We start from the raw sequence: 22386 nt of genomic DNA on the forward strand, positions 1-22386 counted from the left end.
TCCGCTGGCGCATATGGTTAGCAGAGCGTAGCCGCAATTTATGCAAACTCTCTTTCAGCCAATCCCCGCACTTCCGCCGCCGGATATCGTTAACGCGGCCTCACCGGTGCGCGGATCGAGAAGATCCGCGGCGCGTCGAACCTCTCGCGAGGACTCCAATCTAACGCCCCCTTTACCGCCGCCGTGCAAGATCGCCCGCGTTTTGAGGAAATTCAGGGCTGATATTGCAATGCCTGTCACCAATTTGAAGTCACATCTAGCTGCCGTTGCAGAGCTGTTTCGGGTGCCGGCCGACAATCCGGAGCTGATGCGCGCGCAATTCGACGCCTTCTCGAAACAGATCCCGCTACTCTATTTCATCCTGATCACAAACACGATCGCGGTGGCTTATACCTATGTGCCGCTGGCACCGGCCTCGCTCAGTATGATCGTGCCGGCCGTGTTGATCGCGGTGACAGGCTTTCGCACATTCTGGTGGCTGCGCCAGCGCGGTGTCGTCCGCAACGATGCCGACATCCTGCGCAACCTGCGCCTCACCAATTGGATTGCAGCGCCGATCGCCGCCGGCTTTACTCTCTGGTCGTTTGCCCTGTATCCCTACGGCGACGCTTTCGCCAAGAGTCAGGTTGCCTTCTATATGGCGGTGACCGTGATCGGCTGCATCTTCTCGCTGATGCATCTGCGCTCGGCAGCGCTGATCGTGACGCTGGTCGTTGACGTGCCTTACGTGCTGTTCTACTTCGCCACGGGCGAACCGACGCTGGAGGCGATGGCCGTCAACAATCTGCTGGTCACCGGTGCGATGGTGACGGTGCTGTTCATCTATTATCGCGACTTCGCCGACCTCGTCGCCAGCCGCAAATCGCTGCTGGCGCAGCAGGCGGCCACCCAAGCCCTATCGGACGAGAACTTCCGCCTCGCCAACCTCGATTCCCTGACCGAACTACCGAACCGCCGCCGCTTCTTCGCCGAGCTGTCGAGCGCGTTCACCGATGCCGAGCGCAGAAACGTTCGCGTCGCGGTCGGGATCATCGACCTCGATGGCTTCAAGCCGATCAACGACAATTACGGCCATTCGGTTGGCGACCGCGTTCTGATCGAGGCGGGCCGGCGCATCCGCGAGGTCTGCGAGGGCTTCGGCCCGCAGCGGGTGGAATTCGCCAGGCTCGGCGGCGACGAGTTCGGCCTCGTCGTGTGCGGCGACCCTGACGATGCGGATTTGATGCGGCTCGGCGAACGGGTTGGTGACCAGGTCAAGCTGCCCTACCAGCTCGACACCGCCCATACCGGGCTGTCCTGTTCGATCGGTTTCGCGCTGTTCCCGCAATCGGCAACGACGGCAGAAGCGCTCTATGAATGCGCCGACTATTCGCTTTATCACGCCAAGCGCCATCTGCGCGGCCGCACCGTGATCTTCTCGAGCGAGCTCGAGGCCGAGATCCGCAGCCGCGGCGTCATCGAGAATTTGCTGCGCACTGCCGATTTCAGCACCGAGATGGACCTGGTGTACCAGCCGATCGTGGACGCCATGAGCGAGCATACCGCCGGCTTCGAGGTCCTGGCGCGCTGGCACAGCTCCCGCCTCGGCCTGGTTTCGCCGGCCGATTTCATTCCGGCCGCCGAGCGCATTGGCCTGATCCGGCCGCTGACGCAGGCGCTCCTGGTAGGCGCGCTCGCGACGGCCAGGACCTGGCCCGACCACATCCGCCTGTCGTTCAACCTGTCCGCCCACGACGTCTGCTCGCCCGAGGGCATCCTGCCGCTGATCACCATCATCGAGAAGAGCGGGCTGCCGCCGCACCGGATCGACTTCGAGATCACCGAGACCGCCGTCACCTTCGATTTCGTACGCGCACAACAGTCGATCGCGGCATTGAAGGCGATGGGCTGCGGCATTTCGCTGGACGATTTCGGCACCGGGTACTCCTCGCTGAGCCACGTGCACTGGCTGCCGCTCGACAAAATCAAGATCGACCGCAGCTTCATCGCCGACGTCAACGACAATCCAGTGAGCCACAAGATCATCAAGTCCCTCACGGGCCTCTGTGACGACATGGAGATCGCCTGCGTCGCCGAGGGCGTCGAGACCCGCGCTCAGCTCGACACCCTGCGCCGGCTGGGATGCGACTTCATCCAGGGCTACTACTTCGCCAAGCCCATGCATGGCGACGCCATCGACGAGTATCTCGCCAGGGAACGCCAGCGCCTCGGCGGCGCCGTATCCAGGGTCGTGGCCTAAAGTCAGACCGCGCAGTAGCGCTCCTGGATGTCCTTGTCCGCCAGCAGCGCCGCGGCGCTGCTTTGATGCACGACTTCACCCTGATCGATGATCACGGCACGGTCAGCGAGCCGCAGCGCCCATTCGACGTTCTGCTCGACCAGGAGCAGCGTCTTGCCTTCGTCGCGCAGGCGACGGAACAGCACGCCCATCTCCTCGACCAGGACAGGCATGATGCCCTCCGACGGCTCGTCGAGCAGAAGCATCTTGGGCTTTGCGATCAAGGCGCGTGCAATCGCCAGCATCTGCTGCTCGCCGCCTGACAGCGTGACACCCTCCTGGTCGAGGCGCTCCTTCAGGCGCGGAAAGGTCTCGGCGATCTCGTCGATCGCGACGCGCTCATCGATGTCGCTTTCTGCCGCGACGAGGCCGAGACGAAGGTTCTCGCGCACGGAGAGACCGGGGACGATGCGGCGCTCCTCGGGGACGTAAGCAAGGCCGAGATGGAAGCGCTGATGGGCGCGCAGCTGCAGAAGCTCCCGGCCCGCAAACCGCACGCGACCCGTCGCCTTCGGCATCAGGCCCATCATCGACCGCAGCGTGGTGGTCTTCCCGGCCCCGTTGCGGCCGACAAGGGCAACGACCTCGCCGGGCTGCACACGCAAGGAAATGCCGTGAAGGACGTGGCTCGCGCCATACCAGGCGTGGAGATCCCTGATTTCGAGCAGTGCAGTCTCAGCCATAGCCTTCGCTCTGTCCGAGATAGACCCGGCGGACCTCCGGATTGCTCCTGATCTCATCGGGCGCGCCGTCCGCAAGCAGGCGGCCATGATGCAGCACCACGACGCGCTTGGATAGGCCCAGCACCATCTTCATCTTATGTTCGACGAGAAGCACGGTGCGCTTCTCGGCGAGCCGTTCGAGCAGCGCGACCATGTCCTTGGTCTCCTCCGGCCCCATACCGGCGGTCGGCTCGTCGAGCAGAAGCAATTCCGGCTCCGAGACCAGCGCAATCGCGATCTCCAGCGCGCGCTGCTGGCCATGCGACAGGAACTTCGCCAGTTCGGCGCGCCTGCCAGATAGCCCGACTGCGTCGAGTGCAGCATCGGCGCGGGCATTGAGCTCTGTAAGTCGGGCGCGGTTACGCCAAATGTCGTAACTCACGGTCAATGCCTGCGCCGCCACGCGGACGTTCTCGTGCACCGACAGGTCCGGGAAGATGTTTGTGATCTGATAAGAGCGCGAGATGCCCTGATGCACGAACCGATGCTGCGGAAGGCCGTTCAGCTCGCGTCCTCTGAAATGCAGCTTGCCTGACGTCGGTGTCAGCGCGCCGGAGAGGATGTTGAAGAACGTGCTCTTGCCAGCGCCATTCGGCCCGATGATCGAGGTGAGCTGTCCGGCCGCAAAAGACACGGTGATGCCTTCGAGCGCGACGAAGCCGCCGAAGTGCTTGCCTATCCCCTCGGCACGAAGCAATTCGCCGCTCATGGCCGCGCCTTTCCGACACCCAATGTGTCGAGCAGCGTGCCCCAGATGCCTTTGGGCAGGAACAGCACGAACAGGACAAAGATCGCGCCGACGAAGAGCTGCCAGTGCGGGGTCCAGACCGAGATGACGTCCTCCAGAATCAGGAACGCCGCCGCGCCAACGAACGGCCCGAAGAAGCTGCGCGCGCCGCCGAGCAGCACCATCATCACGATCATGCCCGAGGTCTGGTAGTGCAGGATGTCGAGCGGCACGATCGACAGATGTAGCGCCAGCATGCAGCCACCGAGCGAGGAGATCGCGCCTGACAGCATGAACACGATCAGCTTGCTGCGCTCGACGTCATAGCCGCAGGCCCGCGCCCGCTGCTCGTTCTCGCGGATTGCCTCGATCACGGCGCCGAAGGGCGAGTTCAGGATGCGCGACTGGAACCACATCGCCAATGCGGCGAAGGCCACCAGCACATAATATTTGTTGACGGGGTCGAGGAAATTGACGGGGAAGCCGAACAGGCTGATGCGATCGACGGTAAAGCCGCGCAGGCCATTCTCGCCACCGGTGAAGGACGAGGCCTGGAGCGCGACGTAATAAACGAGCTGAGCCAGCGCAAGCGTCACCATGGAGAAATAGATGCCGCGCGTGCGCGTCGAGACGATGCCGATCGCGGCGGCGAGGCCTGTGCTGAGGAGGACGGCGATCGGGACCGCGGCGAACCAGGGCACGCCGTAACGGCCGATCGCAATGCCGGTGAAATAGGCGCCCGCACCGAAGAACGCGGCTTGGCCGAACGACAACAACCCCGTGTAGCCGAACAGCAGATTGTAGCCCATCACCACGACGCCGTAGATCAGGACGTTGACGGCCAGCGCCTGGGACGGCAACAGCCAAGGCAACACAGCCAGCACCGCGATCGAGAGCAACACGCGTTGGTCGAGAAGCCGGCCGAGCCCGACGGACGAGAGTTTGGCGACCGCTTCGCCGCTCGATGGTGAGGTCACGCGGTCCTCCCTCTGATGCCGAACAAGCCCTGCGGGCGGATCAGCAGCACCACGGCCATCAGTGCGAACATGACGATGGTCGCCATCTCCGGCGCGAACAGCGCGACCAGGCTGATCGAGATGCCGACCATGAGGCCTGCGACGACAGCCCCGACGATCGACCCGAGACCGCCGATCACGGTCACCACGAAGGCTTCCGCCAGCACCAGCGATCCCATCTCCGGATTGACGCTGCGCATAGGACCCGCGAGCACGCCGCCGAGCGCGGCCAGCCCGACGCCTAGCCCGAAGATCGCGAGCCAGACCCGGCCGATGTCGACACCGAGCACCTGCATGATGGTGGGATCGCGGGCGCCCGCACGCACGATCAAGCCGATCCGCGTCTTCTCCAGCGTCAGCCAGAGCACCAGGAGCACCACCGCCACCAGCGCAATGACGAACAGGCGGTAGCGCGGGAAGAAGCCGATGCCGAGATCGAGCACACCGATCAGCTGCGGCGGGGTCGGAAACGGGATGCCGTCGCTGCCGAACACGATCCTGACGCCCTCGACCAGGATGTAGCTGAGGCCGAAAGTGAGGAGCAGTGGATCGTCGATCGAGCGCCCATAGAGCCTTCGGATCAGGACGAACTCGATCAGCATGCCAAAGGCGCCGATCAGGATGGGCGCCAGCAGCAATCCCCACCAGAAGCTTCCGGTGAGAGACGCCAGATACAGCCCCGCATAGGCCCCGATCATGAACAGCGCGCCATGAGCGAAATTGACCACCCCGAGCATGCCGAACACGATCGTCAGTCCAAGCGCAGTGATTACCAGGACCGCCCCAAGAGCGATCCCGGAAAGAAGCTGCATGATGATCAGCGACAGGTCCATTGCCCGGGCTTCAGGTCGCGTGGCCCAGCTCGCTGCAACTGCGCAGCATGTCGTCGGAGCCAGTGTCGTTGGCGAGAATGGCGAACAGATCGTTGTCGTTGGCCATGGCGGACTTCTTCTTGGACTCCAGCACCAGCACCGGCTGCACCGATTGGTGATCGCATTTGCGGTAATGCTGCGGACCCTTGGTCAGGTCGTATTGCAGCTTCTCCAGCGCATCGACCACCTTGTCGGTATCGGTGCCACCCGCGGTCTGCATGGCCGCCAGCAGCGACCCGACGCCGGCATAACCGTAGGCGCCGTAGTCGGTCGGGATGGCGCCGCCATTGGCTGCCTTGAAGGCGGCGTTGAAAGCGGCGGCGGACTTGCTCTGCGTCTCCAGGCCCCAGTAATAGTTGGCGCCGCCAACCACGCCCTCGAACACGTCGGGGCCGACCGCGAGCCGCTGGTTGTGCAGGATCACCGGCACGACGATCTTCATCTGCTGCTTGACGCCGAAGTCCACCGCTTGCTTGATCGCATTGGCCTGATCACGGCCGAAATTGGAGATGCAGAGCACGTCGGGCCGCAGCGACATCAGGCGCGGCATGAAGGTGGAATAGTCGGCAGCGCCAAACGGATGCAGTATCTCGCCGACGCTATCCGCGCCGATCGCCGCCTGCGCGCGCTTGAAGCCGCGCAGCATCTCATGCCCGTACGCGTAATCTGCGACGAGATGGGCAACTTTCATGCCCTTCTTCAGGGTCTGCCGTGCCACGGCGGCGGTCGTCATGTGCGGGTTCAGCGCCTCGTGGAAGGTGTATTTGCTGAAATCCTTGACCTCGTTGATGGTGTCGGACTGGCTGATCGAAACGTAGATCACGCCGCGGGCGCGGGTGACTTCGTTGACCGCGAGCTGCACGGCGCTGGAGAGCGCGCCGACCACGGCGTGAACCTTGTCCTTCTCGATCAGCTCCAGCGTACGGGTCGCGGCCTCGCCGGCATTGAGCTTGTCGTCGCGCACCAACAGCTCGACCTTGCGGCCGCCGATGCCGCCCTTGTCGTTGGCGAGCTTGACCGCGAGCTCGGCGCACTTGACCTGGTCGCGCGCCTCCGCAGCGAACGGGCCGGTCAGCGGGGTCGGAAAGCCGATGCGGATCGTTTCGTCGGCAGCGCGCCCGAGCCGCGGCATGGCGAGCAGTGCCGCGCTTGCCGAGAGACCGGCGAGCGCGGTGCGGCGGGATATTTTCGAGGTGGAAGCGGACTTGGGCATGATTTCCTCCAGTTGTCTTTTTCTAGAATCGCTTCAGGGCTTTCAGGATTTTTGTAGGCGTGATCGGGATCGAATTGATCGTCGCATCGAACGGTGTGAGCGCGTCGTTGACGGCGTTCAGCACACAGGCCGACGCCGCCGCCGTCCCCGCCTCACCGCATCCCTTAGCGCCAAGCTCGGTGTCGGCGGTCGGTGTCTCGACATGGGCGATGACGATGTCAGGCATCTCCATCGGCATCGGGACGAGGTAGTCGGCGAGCGAGCCGTTCACGAGCTGGCCGGTCTCGCTGTAGCGACACTCCTCGAACAGCGCCGCGCCCAATCCCTGCACGATGCCACCGCGGAGCTGCTCGTCTACCAGCATCGGATTGATGACCCGGCCACAATCCTCGACGATGAAATGCTTCAACATCTTGATGAAGCCAGTCTCGACGTCCACCTCCAGCGAACAGCCCTGGATGCCGTTGGTGAAGGCGAACGGATAGCCCTGTGGCGCGAAGTGATGGCTCACGGTGAGCTGGGCCTGCGTGCCCGGCGGTAGCGTATCGGAACGGAAATAGGCAATGCGCGCGATCTCGGAGATCGGCATCCGCTGGTTTCGCGTGCCAGCATCGACGACCTCGCCATCGATGATGTCGAGTGCCGATGGCTGCTCCTGGAGGATGAGCGCGGCGATTTCCAGGATATTGCGCCTGAGCGCGCGCGTGGCCTGGAGCGCAGTCTCGCCGCCGATGCCGGCGCCGCGGCAGGCCCAGGTCGCACCGCCATGCGGCGTCACCTCGGTATCGCCGGTAATGACCTTGACGTGCTCCTGCGCGAGGCCGAGCTGGTCTGCCACAATCTGGCTGATGATCGCCTCGGTGCCTTGCCCCTGCTCCGTGACCGAGATCAGGCAGCGCACTTCGCCTGATGGCGTCAGGCTGATGATCGCACCGTCCTGCGAGGAGATACGGGCTCCGCCAACACCATAGAACGCGGGACTTGGATTAGTGATCTCGACAAAGGCCGCGATGCCGATCCCGCGATAGATGCCGCCCTTGCGCAACTCCGCCTGCTCGGCGCGCAGCCCGTCATAATCCATCATCTCGTGCAGCCGCTTCAGGCAGGCCTGATGCGACAACGCCTCGAAACGGTAGCCGGTCGGCGAGGTCTGCGGATAGGCCTCATCGGCGATGACATTCTGCGCTCGGATCGCGAAGGGATCGAGACCGAGCTTCGCCGCGGCCATGTCGACCAGCCGCTCGGTGACGGCGCAGGCGATGGGATGGCCGACCGCGCGATACTGGCTGGTCTGCACCTTGTTCTGGAAGAGCACTTCGAGCGTCGCGCGGTAGTTCTTGAAGCGATAGGGCGCGCCGATCAGGCGGATGACCTGGTTGCCCTCCACCACGCTTGTACGCGGATAGGTCGAAAACGCCCCGATTGCGGTCAGGTCCAGCACGTCCATCGCAAGGATCTCGCCCTTGGCGTCAAGCGCCATCCGGGCGCGGACGCGGTGGTCGCGGGCATGGATGTCGGAGACGAACGATTCGATGCGGTCGGCGACGTATTTGACGGGCCGGCCGAGCAGGATCGAGAGGCCGACCACGGCCATGTCCTCATGATAGACATGCAGCTTCATCCCGAAGGAGCCGCCGATGTCGGTCGCGATCACGCGAACGCGGGCCTCCGGAATGCCGAAGTGGCGCGAATAGAGGTCCTGGAACTGATACGGCGTCTGTGTCGCGTGATGCACGGTGAGCATCTCGGCCGAAGGATCGTAATCGGAAACGATGGCGCGCGGCTCCAGCGTCACCGCGGTATGGCGGCCGAAGGACAACTCCTCCTCCACCACATGGGCAGCATGCGCAAAGGCGTCGTCGACGCTGCCGTTGTCGAGCTGGCTGCGGAAGCAGACATTGTTGGCACTGCCAGGATTGATCAGCGGCCCGCCGCCCTCACGCGCGCTATCGATATCGGCGACGATCGGAAGGTCTTCGTAGTCGATCTCGATCAGTTCCAGCGCATCCTCGGCGATCGCACGGCTCTCGGCAACGACTGCAACCACCGCCTGCCCGGCCCAGACCACGCGGTCGAGCGGCAGCGGTAATTGCGGTGCCGAGATCATCCCCTTGAAATGGTCGAGCGTGCCGGTCCAGGGCGAGCAGATCTTGGCGAGATCGGCACCGGTCGCAACGAGATGCACGCCTTCGAGCGCGCTCGCCCGCCCGGCATCGATCGAGATGATCTTCGCATGCGCGTGCGGGCTGCGCAGGAACGCGGCATACAGCATCCGCGGCAGCCTGAGATCGCTGACATAGCGCCCGCGCCCGGCGAGCAGCCGCTTGGCGTTCGGGCGCGGCACGGAGCGGCCGATATAGGAATTCGGGCGATCCAGTGAGGTCAGCGGCGCGCTCATGTCACGCCTCCGCTTTCGCTGCGGGCTTTTGCCACCGCGTCGATGGCATCTACGATGGCTTCATAGCCGGTGCAGCGGCAGTAATTGCCCGACAGCGCGTCACGAATGTCCTTGCGGCTTGGCCGCGTCACCTGCGAGAGGAGTTCGTGCGCGTTGACCAGCATGCCCGGCGTGCAAAAGCCGCATTGCAGAGCGTTGCGGCGGTGGAATTCGGCCTGGAGGTCGGCGATCACGCCGCTCTCCGTGAGACCTTCGATCGTATCGATAGTGGCGCCGTCAGCCTGCACCGCGAACATCAGACAGGCGTGCACGGCTTTGCCGTCGAGCTGGACGAGACACGCGCCGCAGGCGCCCATCTCGCAGCCGGCATGCGTGCCTGTCAGCTCGAGCGCGTTGCGCAGGCAATCGACCAGCGTCTCGCGCGGCGCGACCTCACAGGCCACCTTGCGGCCGTTGACGGTGAAGCTAACGCGCACGGTCTCGTCCGCATCATCCAGGAGGGATCCCTCGAAGCCGCTCATCCGCCCGCTCCGAGACGTCCGAGCATGCGTCCGAGCAATACGCGGGCAAGATGCAGCCGCATCGCCGGCGGCACCTCGTCGCTATCCGGTGGCGTCAGATCACCTTCTAGCGCAGCTTGCGCGGCGGCGATGCGTTCGGTGCCAAGGCTCGAGCCGATGAGCGTAGCCTCCGTTCCCTTCACCCGCGTCGGCGTATTGCCGACAGAAAAGAACGAGATTCTTATGTCATCGATGCGCTCGCCGGTGCAGGTTGCGAGCATGCCGCAACCGACCAGGGCATAGTCCCCGCGCCGCCGGGCCAATTCGTCAAACGCAAAGCGCTGATCGGCCTTGAACAGCGGGACGAAGACCGCGGTGATGAGCTCGCCGGGCTGCAAAGCCGTCTCGAACAGGTCGACGAAGAAGTCGTCGGCCTTGACGCGCCGGCTGCCCGAAGGGCCGACAATCTCGATCTCGGCATCGAGCGCCAGCGTCATCGCCGGAAATTCGGAAGCCGGGTCGGCCTGCGCGACACTGCCGCCGAACGTGCCGCGGTTGCGGATCGCGGGATGGGCGACGAAGGGCGCAGCCGCATGCAACAGCGGCGCGAATTCGGCGATCAGCGGCTCGCTCAGCATCTCGCAATGGCGCGTCAACGCACCGATGCGCAAATATCCGCCCGCACGCCTGACGCCACGCAGCTCGGAGATATGAGTGATGTCGATCAGCAGCCGCGGCGCCTGCAGCCGCAGCGACAACGCCGGCACGAGGCTCTGGCCGCCGGCAATGAAACGCGCATCGTCGCCGGCGCGCGCGTGAGCATCCAACGCCTGGTCGATCGTCGCAGCGCGAAAATAGCTGAAAGCCCTCGCCTTCACCGCCGTTTCCTCGGATTCCTCGGCTCATCAGCCGGGACGCCAGATTTGTAACCATCTGGTCTCAAAATCCTGACACGCCATCGGAAGTCGGTCAACAGGAAATGACCATTTGGTTACAAATGCGCGTTGGGCTATGAAGACGACGGGACGTGCGATTCAGCGACGAAATGGCCCGCAAAGCGCAGAAAACGGCGAAGCGACCGGTCCGGAAGCGGGCCGAGACAGGCAGCAAGTCCGCGCCAAAGCGCCGCAACATGCGTGCGGCCGACCGCGAGCGCGCCATCCTGGACGAGGCAATCCGATTCTTTGCCGAGCGCGGCTTCGAGGGGCAGACGCGCGAGCTCGCCAAGCGCCTGGGAATCACGCATTCGGCGATCTACCGCCACTTCCCGAGCAAGGAAGCGCTGATCGAGCGTGTCTACCAAGAGGTTTATCTCAGCCGCTGGTCGCCCGATTGGGGTCCGATGATCCGCGACCGCTCGCTATCGCTCGAGGCCCGGCTGACGCGCTTTTATCTCGACTATGTCGAACGCGTGTTCGAATACAATTGGGTGCGGATCTTCGTCTTCTCCGGCATGAAGTCGTTCGGCATCACCGGCCGCTATCTCGACATCATCAGGCGCGAGATCATCGAGCCGGCGGCCGGCGAACTGCGCCACGATCTGAAACTGCCCGAAGCAAAGACACATCCGCTCGGCGAGCGCGAGACTGAGCTGTTCTGGGGCCTGCACGGCCGGATTTTCTATCTCGCCATCCGCAAATTCATCTACGCGACGCCAATCCCGGCAGATCTCGACGCGATCGTTCGCGATGCCGTCCAGACCTTCATGGATGGCGCGAAGACCACAATGCCGAGGCTCCTGGCGCGCGACTGAGCCTGGCTACGTCGCCCGACTCGGCAGATTGAGCCCTTTGTCGCGGGCGCATTCGATCGCGGTCTCGTAACCCGCGTCGGCGTGGCGCATGACGCCGCTGGCAGGGTCGTTCCAGAGCACGCGCGCGATCCGCTTCGCCGCTTCCGGCGTACCGTCGGCGACGATCACCATGCCGGCATGCTGGGAATAGCCGATGCCGACGCCGCCGCCGTGATGCAGCGACACCCAGGTCGCGCCGCTGGCGCAATTGAGCAGCGCGTTGAGCAAGGGCCAGTCGGACACAGCGTCCGAACCGTCCTTCATCGCTTCGGTTTCGCGGTTGGGGCTCGCCACCGAGCCGCTGTCGAGATGGTCGCGGCCGATCACGATGGGTGCCTTCAATTCGCTACGCGCCACCATCTCGTTGAAGGCAAGGCCCAGGCGATCGCGATCGCCGAGCCCGACCCAGCAGATCCGCGCCGGCAAGCCCTGGAACTTGATGCGCTCCCTGGCCATGTCGAGCCAATTGTGCAGGTGCTTGTCGTCAGGCATCAGCTCCTTGACCTTGGCGTCGGTCTTGAAGATGTCCTCGGGATCGCCCGACAGCGCGGCCCAGCGGAACGGTCCGACGCCGCGGCAGAACAAGGGACGGATATAGGCGGGGACGAAGCCGGGAAAATCGAAGGCGTTCTTCAGGCCCATGTCCTGCGCCATCTGGCGAATGTTGTTGCCATAGTCGAGCGTCGGAATGCCCTGCGCATGGAAATCCAGCATGGCCTGGACGTGCTCGACCATCGAGGTCTTTGAGGCGCGCTCCACGGCCTTGGGGTCGGCGGCGCGCTTGGTTTCCCACTCGGCGAGTGTCCAGCCCTTCGGCAAATAGCCGTTGATCGGATCGTGCGCGCTGGTCTGATCGGTGACGATGTCGGGCCTGACACCGCGGCGGACCAGCTCGGGAAAAATCTCCGCGGCGTTGCCGAGCAGGCCGACCGAGATGGCCTTCATCGTCTTCGTCGCCTCCGCCATGATCGCAAGCGCCTCGTCGAGCGTCGCGGCCTGGCGATCGAGATAACCGGTGCGCAGACGCATCTCGATGCGGCTCGGCTGGCATTCGACCGCCAGCATCGAAGCCCCGGCCATGGTCGCGGCCAACGGCTGCGCGCCGCCCATGCCGCCGAGACCGGCGGTCAGAATCCATTTGCCGGCAAGGCTGCCGCCATAGTGGCGGCGGCCAACTTCAACGAAGGTTTCGTAGGTGCCCTGCACAATGCCCTGGCTGCCGATATAGATCCAGGAACCGGCCGTCATCTGGCCGTACATCATCAGGCCCTTTCGATCGAGCTCGTTGAAATGGTCGAGCGTCGCCCAGTGCGGCACAATGTTGGAGTTGGCGATCAGGACACGCGGCGCGTCGGCATGGGTGCGGAACACACCGACCGGCTTGCCGGACTGGACCAGCAGCGTCTGGTCATCTTCGAGCTCGCGCAGCGAAGCAACGATCCGGTCAAAGCTCTCCCAGTCGCGCGCAGCGCGGCCGATGCCGCCATAGACCACGAGCTCGCTCGGACGTTCTGCAACGTCGGGATCGAGATTGTTCATGAGCATGCGCAGGGGCGCTTCCGTCAACCAGCTCTTGGCGCTGATTTCGCTGCCGCGGGGTGCGCGGATGGTGCGGTCATTGTCCAGTCGGCGGTTCATGCGGAACACCTCGTCAGGCAAGTGTCGGAAACGGGTCGGTTGAAAGCACGGCGAGCGCCGCAGCCGGCAGCGCGTCGGCCTCGACCAGCGCTGCAGCCTTGGAGAGATCGCCGGCCATGTAGCGGTCGGCGCCGAGCGGCGGCACCTGCTCGCGAAGTGCGGCGATGACGGCAGCGAGCGGCGCGCTGGTTGCGTGCGGCGCGCGCAGCGTGATGCCCTGGGCGGCGACCAGCAGCTCGATGCCCAGGATGGTGGCGAGATTGTCGGCCATGTCCGACAGCCTCCGCGCAGCATGCGCGGCCATCGAGACATGGTCTTCCTGGTTGGCACTGGTCGGGGTCGAGTCGATCGAGCAGGCGGCGGCGCGCTGCTTGTTCTCGGCATAGAGCGCGGCCGCCGTCACTTCGGCGATCATGAATCCGGAATTGATACCGGGATCGGGAGTGAGGAACGGCGGCAGGCCGAAATTGAGCGCGGGATCGACCAGCGTCGCGATGCGCCGCTCGCTGATCGCACCGATTTCCGACAGCGCGAGCGCGATGGTATCCGCGGCAAAAGCCACCGGTTCGGCATGGAAGTTGCCGCCGGAGACGATCTCGCCGGTCTCGACCAGCACGAGCGGATTGTCGGTGACGGCATTGGCCTCGACGACAAGCGTCCGCGCCGCCTGCACGATCAGGTCGAGCGCCGCGCCCGCAACCTGCGGCTGGCAGCGCAGGCAATAGGGATCCTGCACGCGCTCGTCGCCTTCGAGATGCGACAGGCGGATGTCGCTGCCGTCGAGCAGCGCCATCAGGGTTGCCGCAGCCGCGGCCTGTCCGGAATGGCCGCGCAGCGACTGGATCTCGGGGCGGAACGGCGCCGTCGAGGCCATCGCCGCATCGACCGACAGCGCGCCGGTGACCAGCGCAGCGCGAGCCATGCGAAATGCGCGCAGCACGCCGGAGACGGCGTAGGCGGTGGAGAATTGCGTGCCGTTGATCAGCGCGAGCCCTTCCTTGGGACCGAGCGTCAGTGGTGGCAGGCCGGCGGCCGCGAGCGCCTCGCTGCCCGACACTGTCTTGCCGTCGACGATCGCCTGCCCTTCGCCGATCATCACAGCGGTCATATGCGCGAGCGGCGCGAGATCGCCGGAAGCACCGACCGAACCTTGCTGCGGCACCAGCGGTGAGACGCGCCGCGCCAGCATGGCCTGCAGCTGCTCGATCACCCCGCGGCGCACGCCGGAGGCGCCGCGCCCGAGGGAGATGATCTTCAGCGCCATCATCAGGCGGACGATCGGTTCGGGCGTCGCCGCACCGACGCCGCAGCAATGCGAGACGATAAGATTGCGCTGGAGCAGCGCGGTCTGATCGGGCGGGATGCGCTTCGACGCCAGCTTCCCGAAGCCGGTGTTGATGCCGTAGACGGGAGCATCCGCTCGCGCGGCCCTTGCTACGATCTCCGCGGCCGCGTCGACGCGCGGCCAGAACGAGGGATCGAGAACGACAGATGCGCCTTCGAGCACGCGCGCGAGATCATCGAGGCTGACCGTTCCCGGCTTGACAACGATCGGCGCGCGCGGCTCCGTCACTGTCCCCTCCACACCCGGCGGTGCAGCGGATTGAAGCCGATGCGGTAGACCAGCTCGGCAGGGCGCTCGATGTGCCAGATCGCAAGGTCGCACCATTTGCCGGCCTCGAGGGTGCCGATATCATGGAGCACGCCGAGCGCTCGCGCGCCTTCGCGAGTGACACCGGCAAGGCACTCGGTCACATTCATCCGGAACAGCGTCGCGCCCATGTTCATGGCGAGCAGGAGCGATGTCAGCGGCGAGCTGCCCGGATTGCAGTCGGTCGCCAGCGCCATGGCAACGCCGTGCTTGCGGAATGCCTCGACCGGCGGTTTTTGCGTCTCGCGGATGAAGTAGAAGGCGCCGGGCAGCAGCACGGCCACCGTTTTAGCTTTTGCCATCGCCGCTGCACCGGCTTCGTCGGTGTGCTCGAGGTGATCGGCCGAGAGCGCCGAGAATTTTGCGGCGAGCGCAGCGCCGCCGAGGTTCGAGAGCTGGTCGGCATGCAGCTTGACCGGCAGGCCAAGCCGCCTCGCTGCCTCGAACACCCGCGTCGTCTGCTCGCCGGAAAATGCGATCCCCTCCATAAAGGCATCGACGGCATCGGCCAAACCCGCCTTCGCGACCGCCGGCAACATCTCCCTGCAGACGAGATCGATGTAGCGATCCTTGTCGCCATCGGCCTCCGGCGGCAGGGCATGCGCACCGAGAAACGAGGTTCGGATCGCGACCGACCGCTGACGACCCAGGCTTCGCGCGGCGGCCAGCTGCCGCATCTCGGTCTCGGTGTCCAAGCCGTAGCCGGATTTGATCTCGACCGTGGTGGCGCCCTCGCCAATCAGCGCATCGAGCCGCGGCAGCGCGAGTGCTACGAGCTCGGCCTCGCTTGCCTTGCGCGTCGCGGCCACTGTCGAGACGATGCCGCCGCCGGCCCGCGCGATCTCCTCGTAGCTCGCGCCCTTCAGGCGCAGCTCGAATTCATGAGCGCGGTTGCCGCCATAGACCAGATGCGTGTGGCAATCGACGAGACCGGGCGTGATCCAACGCCCTTCGCAATCGATGCGTTCGGCTGTATCGGCATTCGCCGGAAAATCGGCCTGCGCACCCGCATAGACGATACGGCCGGCGCGCGAGGCGATCACGCCGTGCTCGATTTCGCCGAGATCGGGACGATCGGCCCGCATCGTGGCGAGCCGGGCGTTATGCCAGATCCGGTCGAAGCGTTCTGCCATGCAACTGTCCCTTCGCGTGGGATGCTTGACTTATATGTCTAGACATATAATCGTGTCGCGGTTCTGTCCAGCCGGCATGGAAACATGACACGACTGCATTTCGCCTCCGCGCTCCTGCCTTCGGGCTGGGCCAATGACGTGCAGGTGGTGATCACCGCCGGCGCGATCGCCGAGGTGACGCCGGGCGTGGCCCCGGCCACCGGCGACGAACGCCACCAAATCGCGCTTCCGGGACTTGCGAGCCTGCACAGCCACGCCTTCCAGCGCGGCATGGCGGGTCTCGCAGAACTGCGCGGCGATAGCACCGACACTTTCTGGACCTGGCGCGAGACGATGTATCGCTTTGCGCTGGCGATGACGCCTGACGACGTCGCAGCGGTCGCGACACTGCTTTATGTCGAGATGTTGGAGCAGGGTTTTACCCGCGTCGGCGAATTCCATTATCTGCATCACGATCGCGACGGCTCGCCATACGCCGACATCGGCGAAATGGCCGCACGCATCGCGCAGGCCGCCGAAGCCTCGGGTATTGCGCTGACGTTGCTGCCGAGTTTTTATGCGCATGGCTCATTTGGCGGCGCAGCACCGCATGCCGGCCAGCGCCGCTTCATCTGCACGGTTGATCAGTTCGCCGCGCTGGTGAGCGCCTCGCGCAAGGCGCTCGCAACATTGCCGGGTGCCAACATCGGCGTCGCGCCGCACAGTTTGCGCGCTGTGACGCCGGCCGAGCTTGCGGCAATCCTTCCGCTCGCGGACGGCGGCCCGGTCCATATTCATGCCGCCGAGCAGGTGAAGGAAGTCGAGGATTGCCTGGCCTGGTCCGGACGACGTCCGGTGCAATGGTTGCTGGAGCACGCGCCCGTCGATCAACGCTGGTGCCTCATTCACGCCACCCATACGACGAATGAGGAACTGGCCGCCCTCGCCAAGACCGGCGCGGTCGCCGGCCTCTGCCCCGTTACCGAGGCGAGCCTTGGCGATGGCATTTTCCCGGCTCGCGAATTCGTCGGTACCGGCGGTGCCTTTGGCATCGGCACGGATTCCAACGTGCTGGTCGGCGTCGCCGACGAGCTGCGCCAGCTCGAATATGGCCAACGGCTCAAGCACCGCGAGCGCAACGTGCTCTCTGCCGGCGCGGGGCGCTCGACGGGACGCACGCTGTTCGATCATGCGCTTGCAGGCGGCGCGCGGGCACTGGCACAGATGTCCATCGGTCTCACCTCAGGTGCGCGCGCCGACATCGTCACGCTCGACACCACGCATCCCTCGCTGGCGGGGCGCGCGCGCGACGCCGCCATCGACGGCTGGATCTTTGCTGCGGGCAGCGGCGCGATCGATTGCGTCTGGGCCGGCGGCGACAAGGTCGTCGAAGGCGGCCGGCACAGACTGCGCCAGGCCGCGCGCGAACACTTCAACGCATCGGTGCGGAGGCTCGTTGCATGAGTCTCGCCACTGATACACCGGACCAGCCGACGCTCTACAAACGGATTCGCGCCGACATCGAGAAGCGCATCCTGACCGGCGAATGGCCGCCCGGGCATCGCATCCCGTTCGAGCATGAACTGGTCGCGCGTTACGGCTGCTCGCGCATGACCGTGAACAAGGCGCTGTCGGAGCTCGCGCAAGCCGACCTGATCGAGCGACGGCGACGTGCCGGCTCCTTCGTGCGCCGGCCGCAACATCAGTCTGCCGTGCTCAAGATCGCCGACATGCGCGCCGAGATCACCGCGCTCGGGCGCGCTTACGGTTACGAGCTGATCGGTCGCAAGCTCCGCGCCGCGACCGCGGCCGACCGTGACCGCCTGGGAGTCAAGAAGGCCGACAAGGTGGTCGCGATCACCTGCCGCCACAGCGCCGACAACGTACCTTTCGCCGTCGAGGACAGGTTGATCGATCTCGCGTCGGTGCCGGACGCAGCGACCGCGGATTTTTCGCGTGAGCCACCCGGCTCGTGGCTGCTTCACCATGTTCCATGGACAGAGGCCGAGCATACGATCAGCGCTATCGTCGCGGACGATCGCACGGCGGAGGCGCTCGACATCGCCGTCGGCGCACCCTGCCTCGTGATCGACCGCTATACCTGGCGCAGCGCGCGCACGATTACCGCGGTGCGGCTGCTCTATCCCGGTGACTCTCACCGCCTTGTCGCCCGATTCAAGGGAGGCTGAGAGGACGTGTCGGCACAAATCGTGCAACGCTTCGGGCAACGGTCCATGAGGACCGACCGAGATCAACAGGACGTCAATCCATCGATCGGCAAGAGGACGACAATCATGCGTAGTTCGAAAGTATTTGCGACAATCATTGCCCTCACAGCTTCCACGCCGGCGCTCGCCGACGACGTCAAGGTCGGCGTCGGCATCTCCGGATGGACCGGCTTCGCGCCGCTGACGCTGGCGAAGGAAGCCGGCATCTTCAAGAAGAACGGCCTCGACGTCACCATCAAGAAGATTCCGCAGAAGGATCGCCATCTCGCAATCGCCTCCGGCGACGTCCAGTGCGCGGCAACGACCGTGGAGACCTGGATCTCCTGGAACGCCAACGGCGTCGCGACCAAGCAGATCTTCCAGCTCGACAAGAGCTACGGCGCCGACGGCATGGCCGTGCGCAACGAGCTCGCCGCGATCAAGGATCTGAAGGGCAAGACGGTTGCGGCTTCCGCGCCCGGCACCTCGCCCTATTTCGCGCTGGCCTGGATGCTGAAGAAGAACGGCTTGTCGGTGAAGGACGTCACCGTCGTCAACCTCGAGCCGGCCGCGGCCGCGCAGGCCTTCGTCTCCGGCCAGAACGATGCCGCGATGACCTATGAGCCGTATCTGTCGACGGTTCGTGCCGCCCCCGACAAGGGCAAGATCATCGCGACCACGCTCGACTATCCGATGGTCATGGACACGTTCGGCTGCACGCCGAAATTCCTCACCGAGAACCCGAAGGCCGCCAAGGCGCTCGCCGACAGCTATTTCGAGGCCCTCGACATGATCGCCAAGGACCAGGCCAAGGCCTACGAGATCATGGGCGCCGACGTGAAGCAGAGCGGCGAGGCGTTCGGCAACTCGGCAAAGTATCTGCGCTGGCAGGACAAGGCCGCGAACCAGAAATTCTTCGCCGGCGATTTCCTGACCTTCAACAAGGAGGCCGCCGACCTCCTGCTCGAGATCGGCATCATCAAGGCCGCGCCGAAGGTCGAGGATCTCTTCGACGCCAGCTACATCAAGTAAGCCTCCCAGGAACCGCCGGCCCCGTCTCGCGGCGGGGCCGGTAAACTTATTCACCGCCCGGATAGACAGTTTGATGCGTCCCCTCGATCCCGTGACGTCAAGGCAGCGCGTGGCTTACGGCCTTGCGTTCTTCGTAGTGTTCGTTGCCCTCTGGTCCTGGGCGACCTTCGGCGGCCACGTGTCGAAAGTGTTCCTCGCCAACCCGCTGACCATGGTGCAGGAAGGCGTCGATCTGATCATCAAACAGGGCTTCCTGTTCGACATCGGCATGACGATCTGGCGCGTCGTCGGCGGCTTCGTGCTGGCCGCACTCATCGCGGTGCCGTTCGGCGTGCTGATGGGCGCGTACAAGCCGGTCGAGGCGTTCCTCGAACCGTTCGTCTCCTTTGCGCGCTATTTGCCGGCCTCCGCCTTCATTCCCCTCCTGATCCTGTGGGCCGGCATCGGCGAGCTGCAGAAGCTGCTCGTCATCTTCATCGGCTCGGTGTTCCAGATCATCCTGATGATCGCGGTCACCGTCGGCACGACGCGGCGCGACCTGGTCGAGGCGGCCTATACACTGGGGGCCAGCGACCGCGGCATCATCCGCCGCGTCCTGTTGCCCTCCTCCGCGCCTGAGATCGCCGAGATCCTGCGGCTGGTGCTGGGCTGGGCTTGGACCTATGTCATCGTCGCTGAACTGATCGGCTCCTCCTCCGGCATCGGCCACATGATCACCGACAGCCAGGCGCTGCTCAACACCGGCCAGATCATCTTCGGCATCATCGTGATCGGGCTGATCGGCCTGGTCTCGGACTTCCTGTTCAAGGCGTTCAACGCTTGGCTGTTTCCCTGGAGGCTCGCATGACGATCCTCAAGATCGAACAGGTCTCGCGAACCTTTCCCGCGCGCCACGGCAACGCCCCGACCAGGGCGCTGGAGCCGACCGATCTTGTGATCGGCAACAACGACTTCGTCACCATCCTCGGCCCTTCCGGCTGCGGCAAGTCCACGCTGCTTCGCATCGTCGCTGGCCTCGATCGCCCGACCGGCGGACGCGTGGTGCTCGATGGACGCGTGGTGACTGGCCCGGGCGCCGATCGCGGCATGGTGTTCCAGTCCTACACGTTGTTTCCCTGGCTGACGGTACGCGAGAACATCGCCTTCGGCCTGCGCGAGCGTGGCGTATCCGAGGCGGAGCGAAACAAGATCGCCGACGCCTTCATCCGCCAGGTCGGCCTGTCCGGCTTCGAGAACCATTGGCCGAAACAGCTCTCCGGCGGCATGCAGCAGCGCACCGCGATCGCGCGCGCGCTCGCCAATGATCCCAAGATCCTGCTGCTCGATGAGCCCTTCGGCGCGCTCGACAACCAGACACGCGCCCTGATGCAGGAAATGCTGCTCGGCATCTGGGAGCGCGACCAGAAGACCGTGCTGTTCGTGACCCACGACATCGAGGAAGCGATCTTCCTCGGCAGCCGCGTCATCGTCATGAGCGCACGTCCCGGCCGCATCAAGGCCGAGATCAACGTGGACCTGCCGCATCCGCGCTCCTACAAGATCAAGACCACGCCCGAATTCGTCCAGTTGAAGGAACGGCTGGTCGAGGAGATCCGCACCGAGGCGTTGAAGGTTGCCGAGCATGCCTGACGCCTTTTCACGCGCAAACGGCGAGCGCGTTCTCGCCGATCTCAATGCGCTCCGTGCCATCGGCGCCTACAAGACCGGCGTGCACAAGCCGACCTTCTCCGAACCGCACAAGCTTTCGCTGGATTGGCTGGTGCGGAAGCTGCCCGACGCGGGCCTCTCCGCCGCGATCGACGGCATCGGCAATGTCTTCGGCACCAGCGCAAAGGCGGGACCCAAGCTGCTCGCGGGATCGCATCTCGAAAGCCAGAACTACGCCGGCTGGCTCGACGGCCCGCTCGGTGTCGTCTACGCGCTCGAAGCGGCGCGCGTGCTCAATGCTGATCCCTCGCTCGAAGGCGCGGTCGAGATTGCCGCCTGGTGCGACGAGGAAGGACACTTTGGGCACTTCCTCGGTTCGCGCTCCTATGTCGGGCAAGTGAGCGAGCCCGACATTGATGCCGCACGCGACCGGACCAGCGGCCGCACCATGCGGGACGCACTCGCCGACATGGGGCTCGCAGGACGACCGCGCATCACCGCCGAGCCGGGCCGGCACGTCGGATATCTGGAAGCCCATATCGAGCAGGGCGACACGCTCGAAAGCGGTCGCCTTGCGGTCGGCGTCGTCACCTCCATCGTCGGCATCTGGCAATACCAGATCAATTTCGTCGGTGAGCAGAATCACGCCGGCACCACCCGCATGGCTGCACGGAAGGATGCCGGGCTGGCGCTGGCAAAGTTCTGCGTCGCCATCGACGAGCGTTTTCCCGAGAGCTGCGGCCCGCGCACGGTCTGGACCACCGGCCGCATCACGCTCGATCCGGGCGCGCCAAGCATCATTCCGGGTGGCGCCGAAATGCTGTTCCAGATCCGTGACGACGATCCATCGGTCATCGCGCGGCTTGAGCAGCTGCTGCGGAGCATGGCGGACGAGGCCAGCGCGAAGGGTCCCTGCACCGTCACCGTGGAAAAACTGCGCACCGGCGCGCCGGCCATGATGAACGCAGGCATCCAGGACGCGATCGAAGCCGCGAGCAAGACTCTGGCCGGCGGACGATCCATTCGCATGCCCAGCGGTGCCGGCCATGATGCGCAGATGCTGGCGACAATCATACCCGCGGGCATGCTGTTCGTACCGTCGATCGGCGGCATCAGCCATCACTGGACCGAGAACACCGCCGACGTCGACATCGTCACCGGCGCGCAGGTGTTCGTCGAAGCTTGCCGTAGGATACTCAGCGGCTAGAACGAGGCGCCGCCCCACTCTCGTGTCCCGGAAGCGCTGCAACGCACGGTCGAAGAGACGCTGCGCTGCGTCCGGCACGAGAACGGAGTGTGGCGCACACTCTCTCCACATCGTCATGCGAGCGCAGCGACTTGTCCGCCGAAGCTTTAGCGAAGGCGGAAGCAATCCAGAATCCCTCCGCGGCGGCAGATTGGATTGCTTCGCTGCGCTCGAAGATTCTGGATTGCTTCGCTTCGCGCTCGCAGACGAGCTGGGGCAATCACTCCGCCACCAGCGCAATGAGGCGGCAGCGGCACTCTTCCAGCTCGCATTTTAATTGCAGACATGCCTTCGCGTTCTCGCGGCGCGTTTCGCCCGAGCTTTGCTTCGTCACT

General features: G+C 64.8%; 19 protein-coding genes. 8 read left to right on the plus strand and 11 right to left on the minus strand.

Annotated features, from left to right (window positions below):
- The first annotated feature begins 229 nt into the window (after positions 1-229).
- Positions 230-2239, plus strand: a complete 2010-nt coding sequence (locus IVB47_RS02425; RefSeq protein WP_247459623.1) for an EAL domain-containing protein — start codon at positions 230-232, stop codon at positions 2237-2239.
- Between the two features lie 2 nt (positions 2240-2241).
- Here IVB47_RS02425 and IVB47_RS02430 read toward each other — a convergent pair whose 3' ends face one another.
- Genes IVB47_RS02430 through IVB47_RS02465 form a run of 8 tightly spaced genes read right to left on the minus strand, consistent with a single transcriptional unit; the run spans position 2242 to position 10604 of the window.
- Positions 2242-2961 carry an ABC transporter ATP-binding protein gene (locus tag IVB47_RS02430; RefSeq protein WP_247459625.1) on the minus strand — a complete coding sequence of 240 codons (720 nt, stop codon included), beginning with the start codon at positions 2959-2961 and terminating at the stop codon, positions 2242-2244.
- A complete protein-coding gene (locus tag IVB47_RS02435) occupies positions 2954-3709 on the minus strand; it encodes an ABC transporter ATP-binding protein (protein WP_247459627.1) in 756 nt (251 codons plus the stop codon). Before IVB47_RS02435 ends, IVB47_RS02430 begins: the two co-directional genes overlap by 8 nt.
- A complete protein-coding gene (locus IVB47_RS02440) occupies positions 3706-4704 on the minus strand; it encodes a branched-chain amino acid ABC transporter permease (RefSeq protein WP_247459629.1) in 999 nt (332 codons plus the stop codon). The genes IVB47_RS02435 and IVB47_RS02440 overlap by 4 nt, the downstream gene beginning before the upstream one ends.
- Positions 4701-5576: a branched-chain amino acid ABC transporter permease gene (locus tag IVB47_RS02445; protein ID WP_027519401.1), complete on the minus strand. Its 876-nt coding sequence runs from the start codon at positions 5574-5576 to the stop codon at positions 4701-4703. Before IVB47_RS02445 ends, IVB47_RS02440 begins: the two co-directional genes overlap by 4 nt.
- A 10-nt stretch (positions 5577-5586) precedes the next feature.
- A complete protein-coding gene (locus IVB47_RS02450; protein ID WP_027566512.1) occupies positions 5587-6828 on the minus strand; it encodes an ABC transporter substrate-binding protein in 1242 nt (413 codons plus the stop codon).
- A 22-nt stretch (positions 6829-6850) separates the two neighbouring features.
- Positions 6851-9226, minus strand: a complete 2376-nt coding sequence (locus IVB47_RS02455) for a xanthine dehydrogenase family protein molybdopterin-binding subunit (RefSeq protein ID WP_247459630.1) — start codon at positions 9224-9226, stop codon at positions 6851-6853.
- On the minus strand, positions 9223-9747 hold the full coding sequence (locus IVB47_RS02460; RefSeq protein ID WP_247459631.1) for a (2Fe-2S)-binding protein: 525 nt from the start codon (positions 9745-9747) through the stop codon (positions 9223-9225). Before IVB47_RS02460 ends, IVB47_RS02455 begins: the two co-directional genes overlap by 4 nt.
- Positions 9744-10604: a xanthine dehydrogenase family protein subunit M gene (locus IVB47_RS02465; RefSeq protein WP_247436412.1), complete on the minus strand. Its 861-nt coding sequence runs from the start codon at positions 10602-10604 to the stop codon at positions 9744-9746. Before IVB47_RS02465 ends, IVB47_RS02460 begins: the two co-directional genes overlap by 4 nt.
- 254 nt (positions 10605-10858) lie before the next feature.
- On the opposite strand from IVB47_RS02465, the gene IVB47_RS02470 reads away from it, so the two are divergent.
- The gene (locus tag IVB47_RS02470) at positions 10859-11479 is read left to right on the plus strand and encodes a TetR/AcrR family transcriptional regulator (RefSeq protein ID WP_027519406.1); all 621 of its coding nucleotides are present in this window, start codon (positions 10859-10861) and stop codon (positions 11477-11479) included.
- 6 nt (positions 11480-11485) lie between these two features.
- On the opposite strand, the gene hutU is transcribed toward IVB47_RS02470, so the two are convergent.
- From hutU to hutI, 3 genes are read right to left on the minus strand one after another with little or no spacing between them, the layout of a single operon-like run.
- Positions 11486-13156, minus strand: coding sequence for a urocanate hydratase (gene hutU / locus IVB47_RS02475; RefSeq protein ID WP_247459634.1), 1671 nt, complete (start codon positions 13154-13156; stop codon positions 11486-11488).
- Positions 13157-13169: 13 nt separating this feature from the next.
- A complete protein-coding gene (hutH, locus tag IVB47_RS02480; protein WP_247459636.1) occupies positions 13170-14729 on the minus strand; it encodes a histidine ammonia-lyase in 1560 nt (519 codons plus the stop codon).
- Positions 14726-15940: an imidazolonepropionase gene (hutI, locus tag IVB47_RS02485; RefSeq protein WP_027566505.1), complete on the minus strand. Its 1215-nt coding sequence runs from the start codon at positions 15938-15940 to the stop codon at positions 14726-14728. The genes hutH and hutI overlap by 4 nt, the downstream gene beginning before the upstream one ends.
- Positions 15941-16024: 84 nt before the next feature.
- On the opposite strand from hutI, the gene IVB47_RS02490 reads away from it, so the two are divergent.
- The 6 genes from IVB47_RS02490 to IVB47_RS02515 all read left to right on the plus strand — a co-directional run bounded on the left by IVB47_RS02490 (position 16025) and on the right by IVB47_RS02515 (position 22012).
- Positions 16025-17383 (plus strand): formimidoylglutamate deiminase, encoded by a 1359-nt coding sequence (locus tag IVB47_RS02490; RefSeq protein ID WP_247459638.1) that lies wholly within the window; start codon positions 16025-16027, stop codon positions 17381-17383.
- Positions 17380-18108 (plus strand): histidine utilization repressor, encoded by a 729-nt coding sequence (gene hutC / locus IVB47_RS02495; RefSeq protein ID WP_247459640.1) that lies wholly within the window; start codon positions 17380-17382, stop codon positions 18106-18108. The genes IVB47_RS02490 and hutC overlap by 4 nt, the downstream gene beginning before the upstream one ends.
- Before the next feature lie 105 nt (positions 18109-18213).
- A complete protein-coding gene (locus tag IVB47_RS02500) occupies positions 18214-19158 on the plus strand; it encodes an ABC transporter substrate-binding protein (protein ID WP_247459642.1) in 945 nt (314 codons plus the stop codon).
- A 73-nt stretch (positions 19159-19231) separates the two neighbouring features.
- Positions 19232-20005, plus strand: coding sequence for an ABC transporter permease (locus IVB47_RS02505; RefSeq protein WP_063995399.1), 774 nt, complete (start codon positions 19232-19234; stop codon positions 20003-20005).
- A complete protein-coding gene (locus tag IVB47_RS02510; protein ID WP_027566500.1) occupies positions 20002-20787 on the plus strand; it encodes an ABC transporter ATP-binding protein in 786 nt (261 codons plus the stop codon). The genes IVB47_RS02505 and IVB47_RS02510 overlap by 4 nt, the downstream gene beginning before the upstream one ends.
- Positions 20780-22012 (plus strand): Zn-dependent hydrolase, encoded by a 1233-nt coding sequence (locus tag IVB47_RS02515; RefSeq protein ID WP_247459644.1) that lies wholly within the window; start codon positions 20780-20782, stop codon positions 22010-22012. Before IVB47_RS02510 ends, IVB47_RS02515 begins: the two co-directional genes overlap by 8 nt.
- Positions 22013-22386: the final 374 nt, after the last annotated feature.

The organism is Bradyrhizobium sp. 62 (assembly GCF_023073035.1).
Taxonomy (GTDB): Bacteria; Pseudomonadota; Alphaproteobacteria; order Rhizobiales; family Xanthobacteraceae; genus Bradyrhizobium.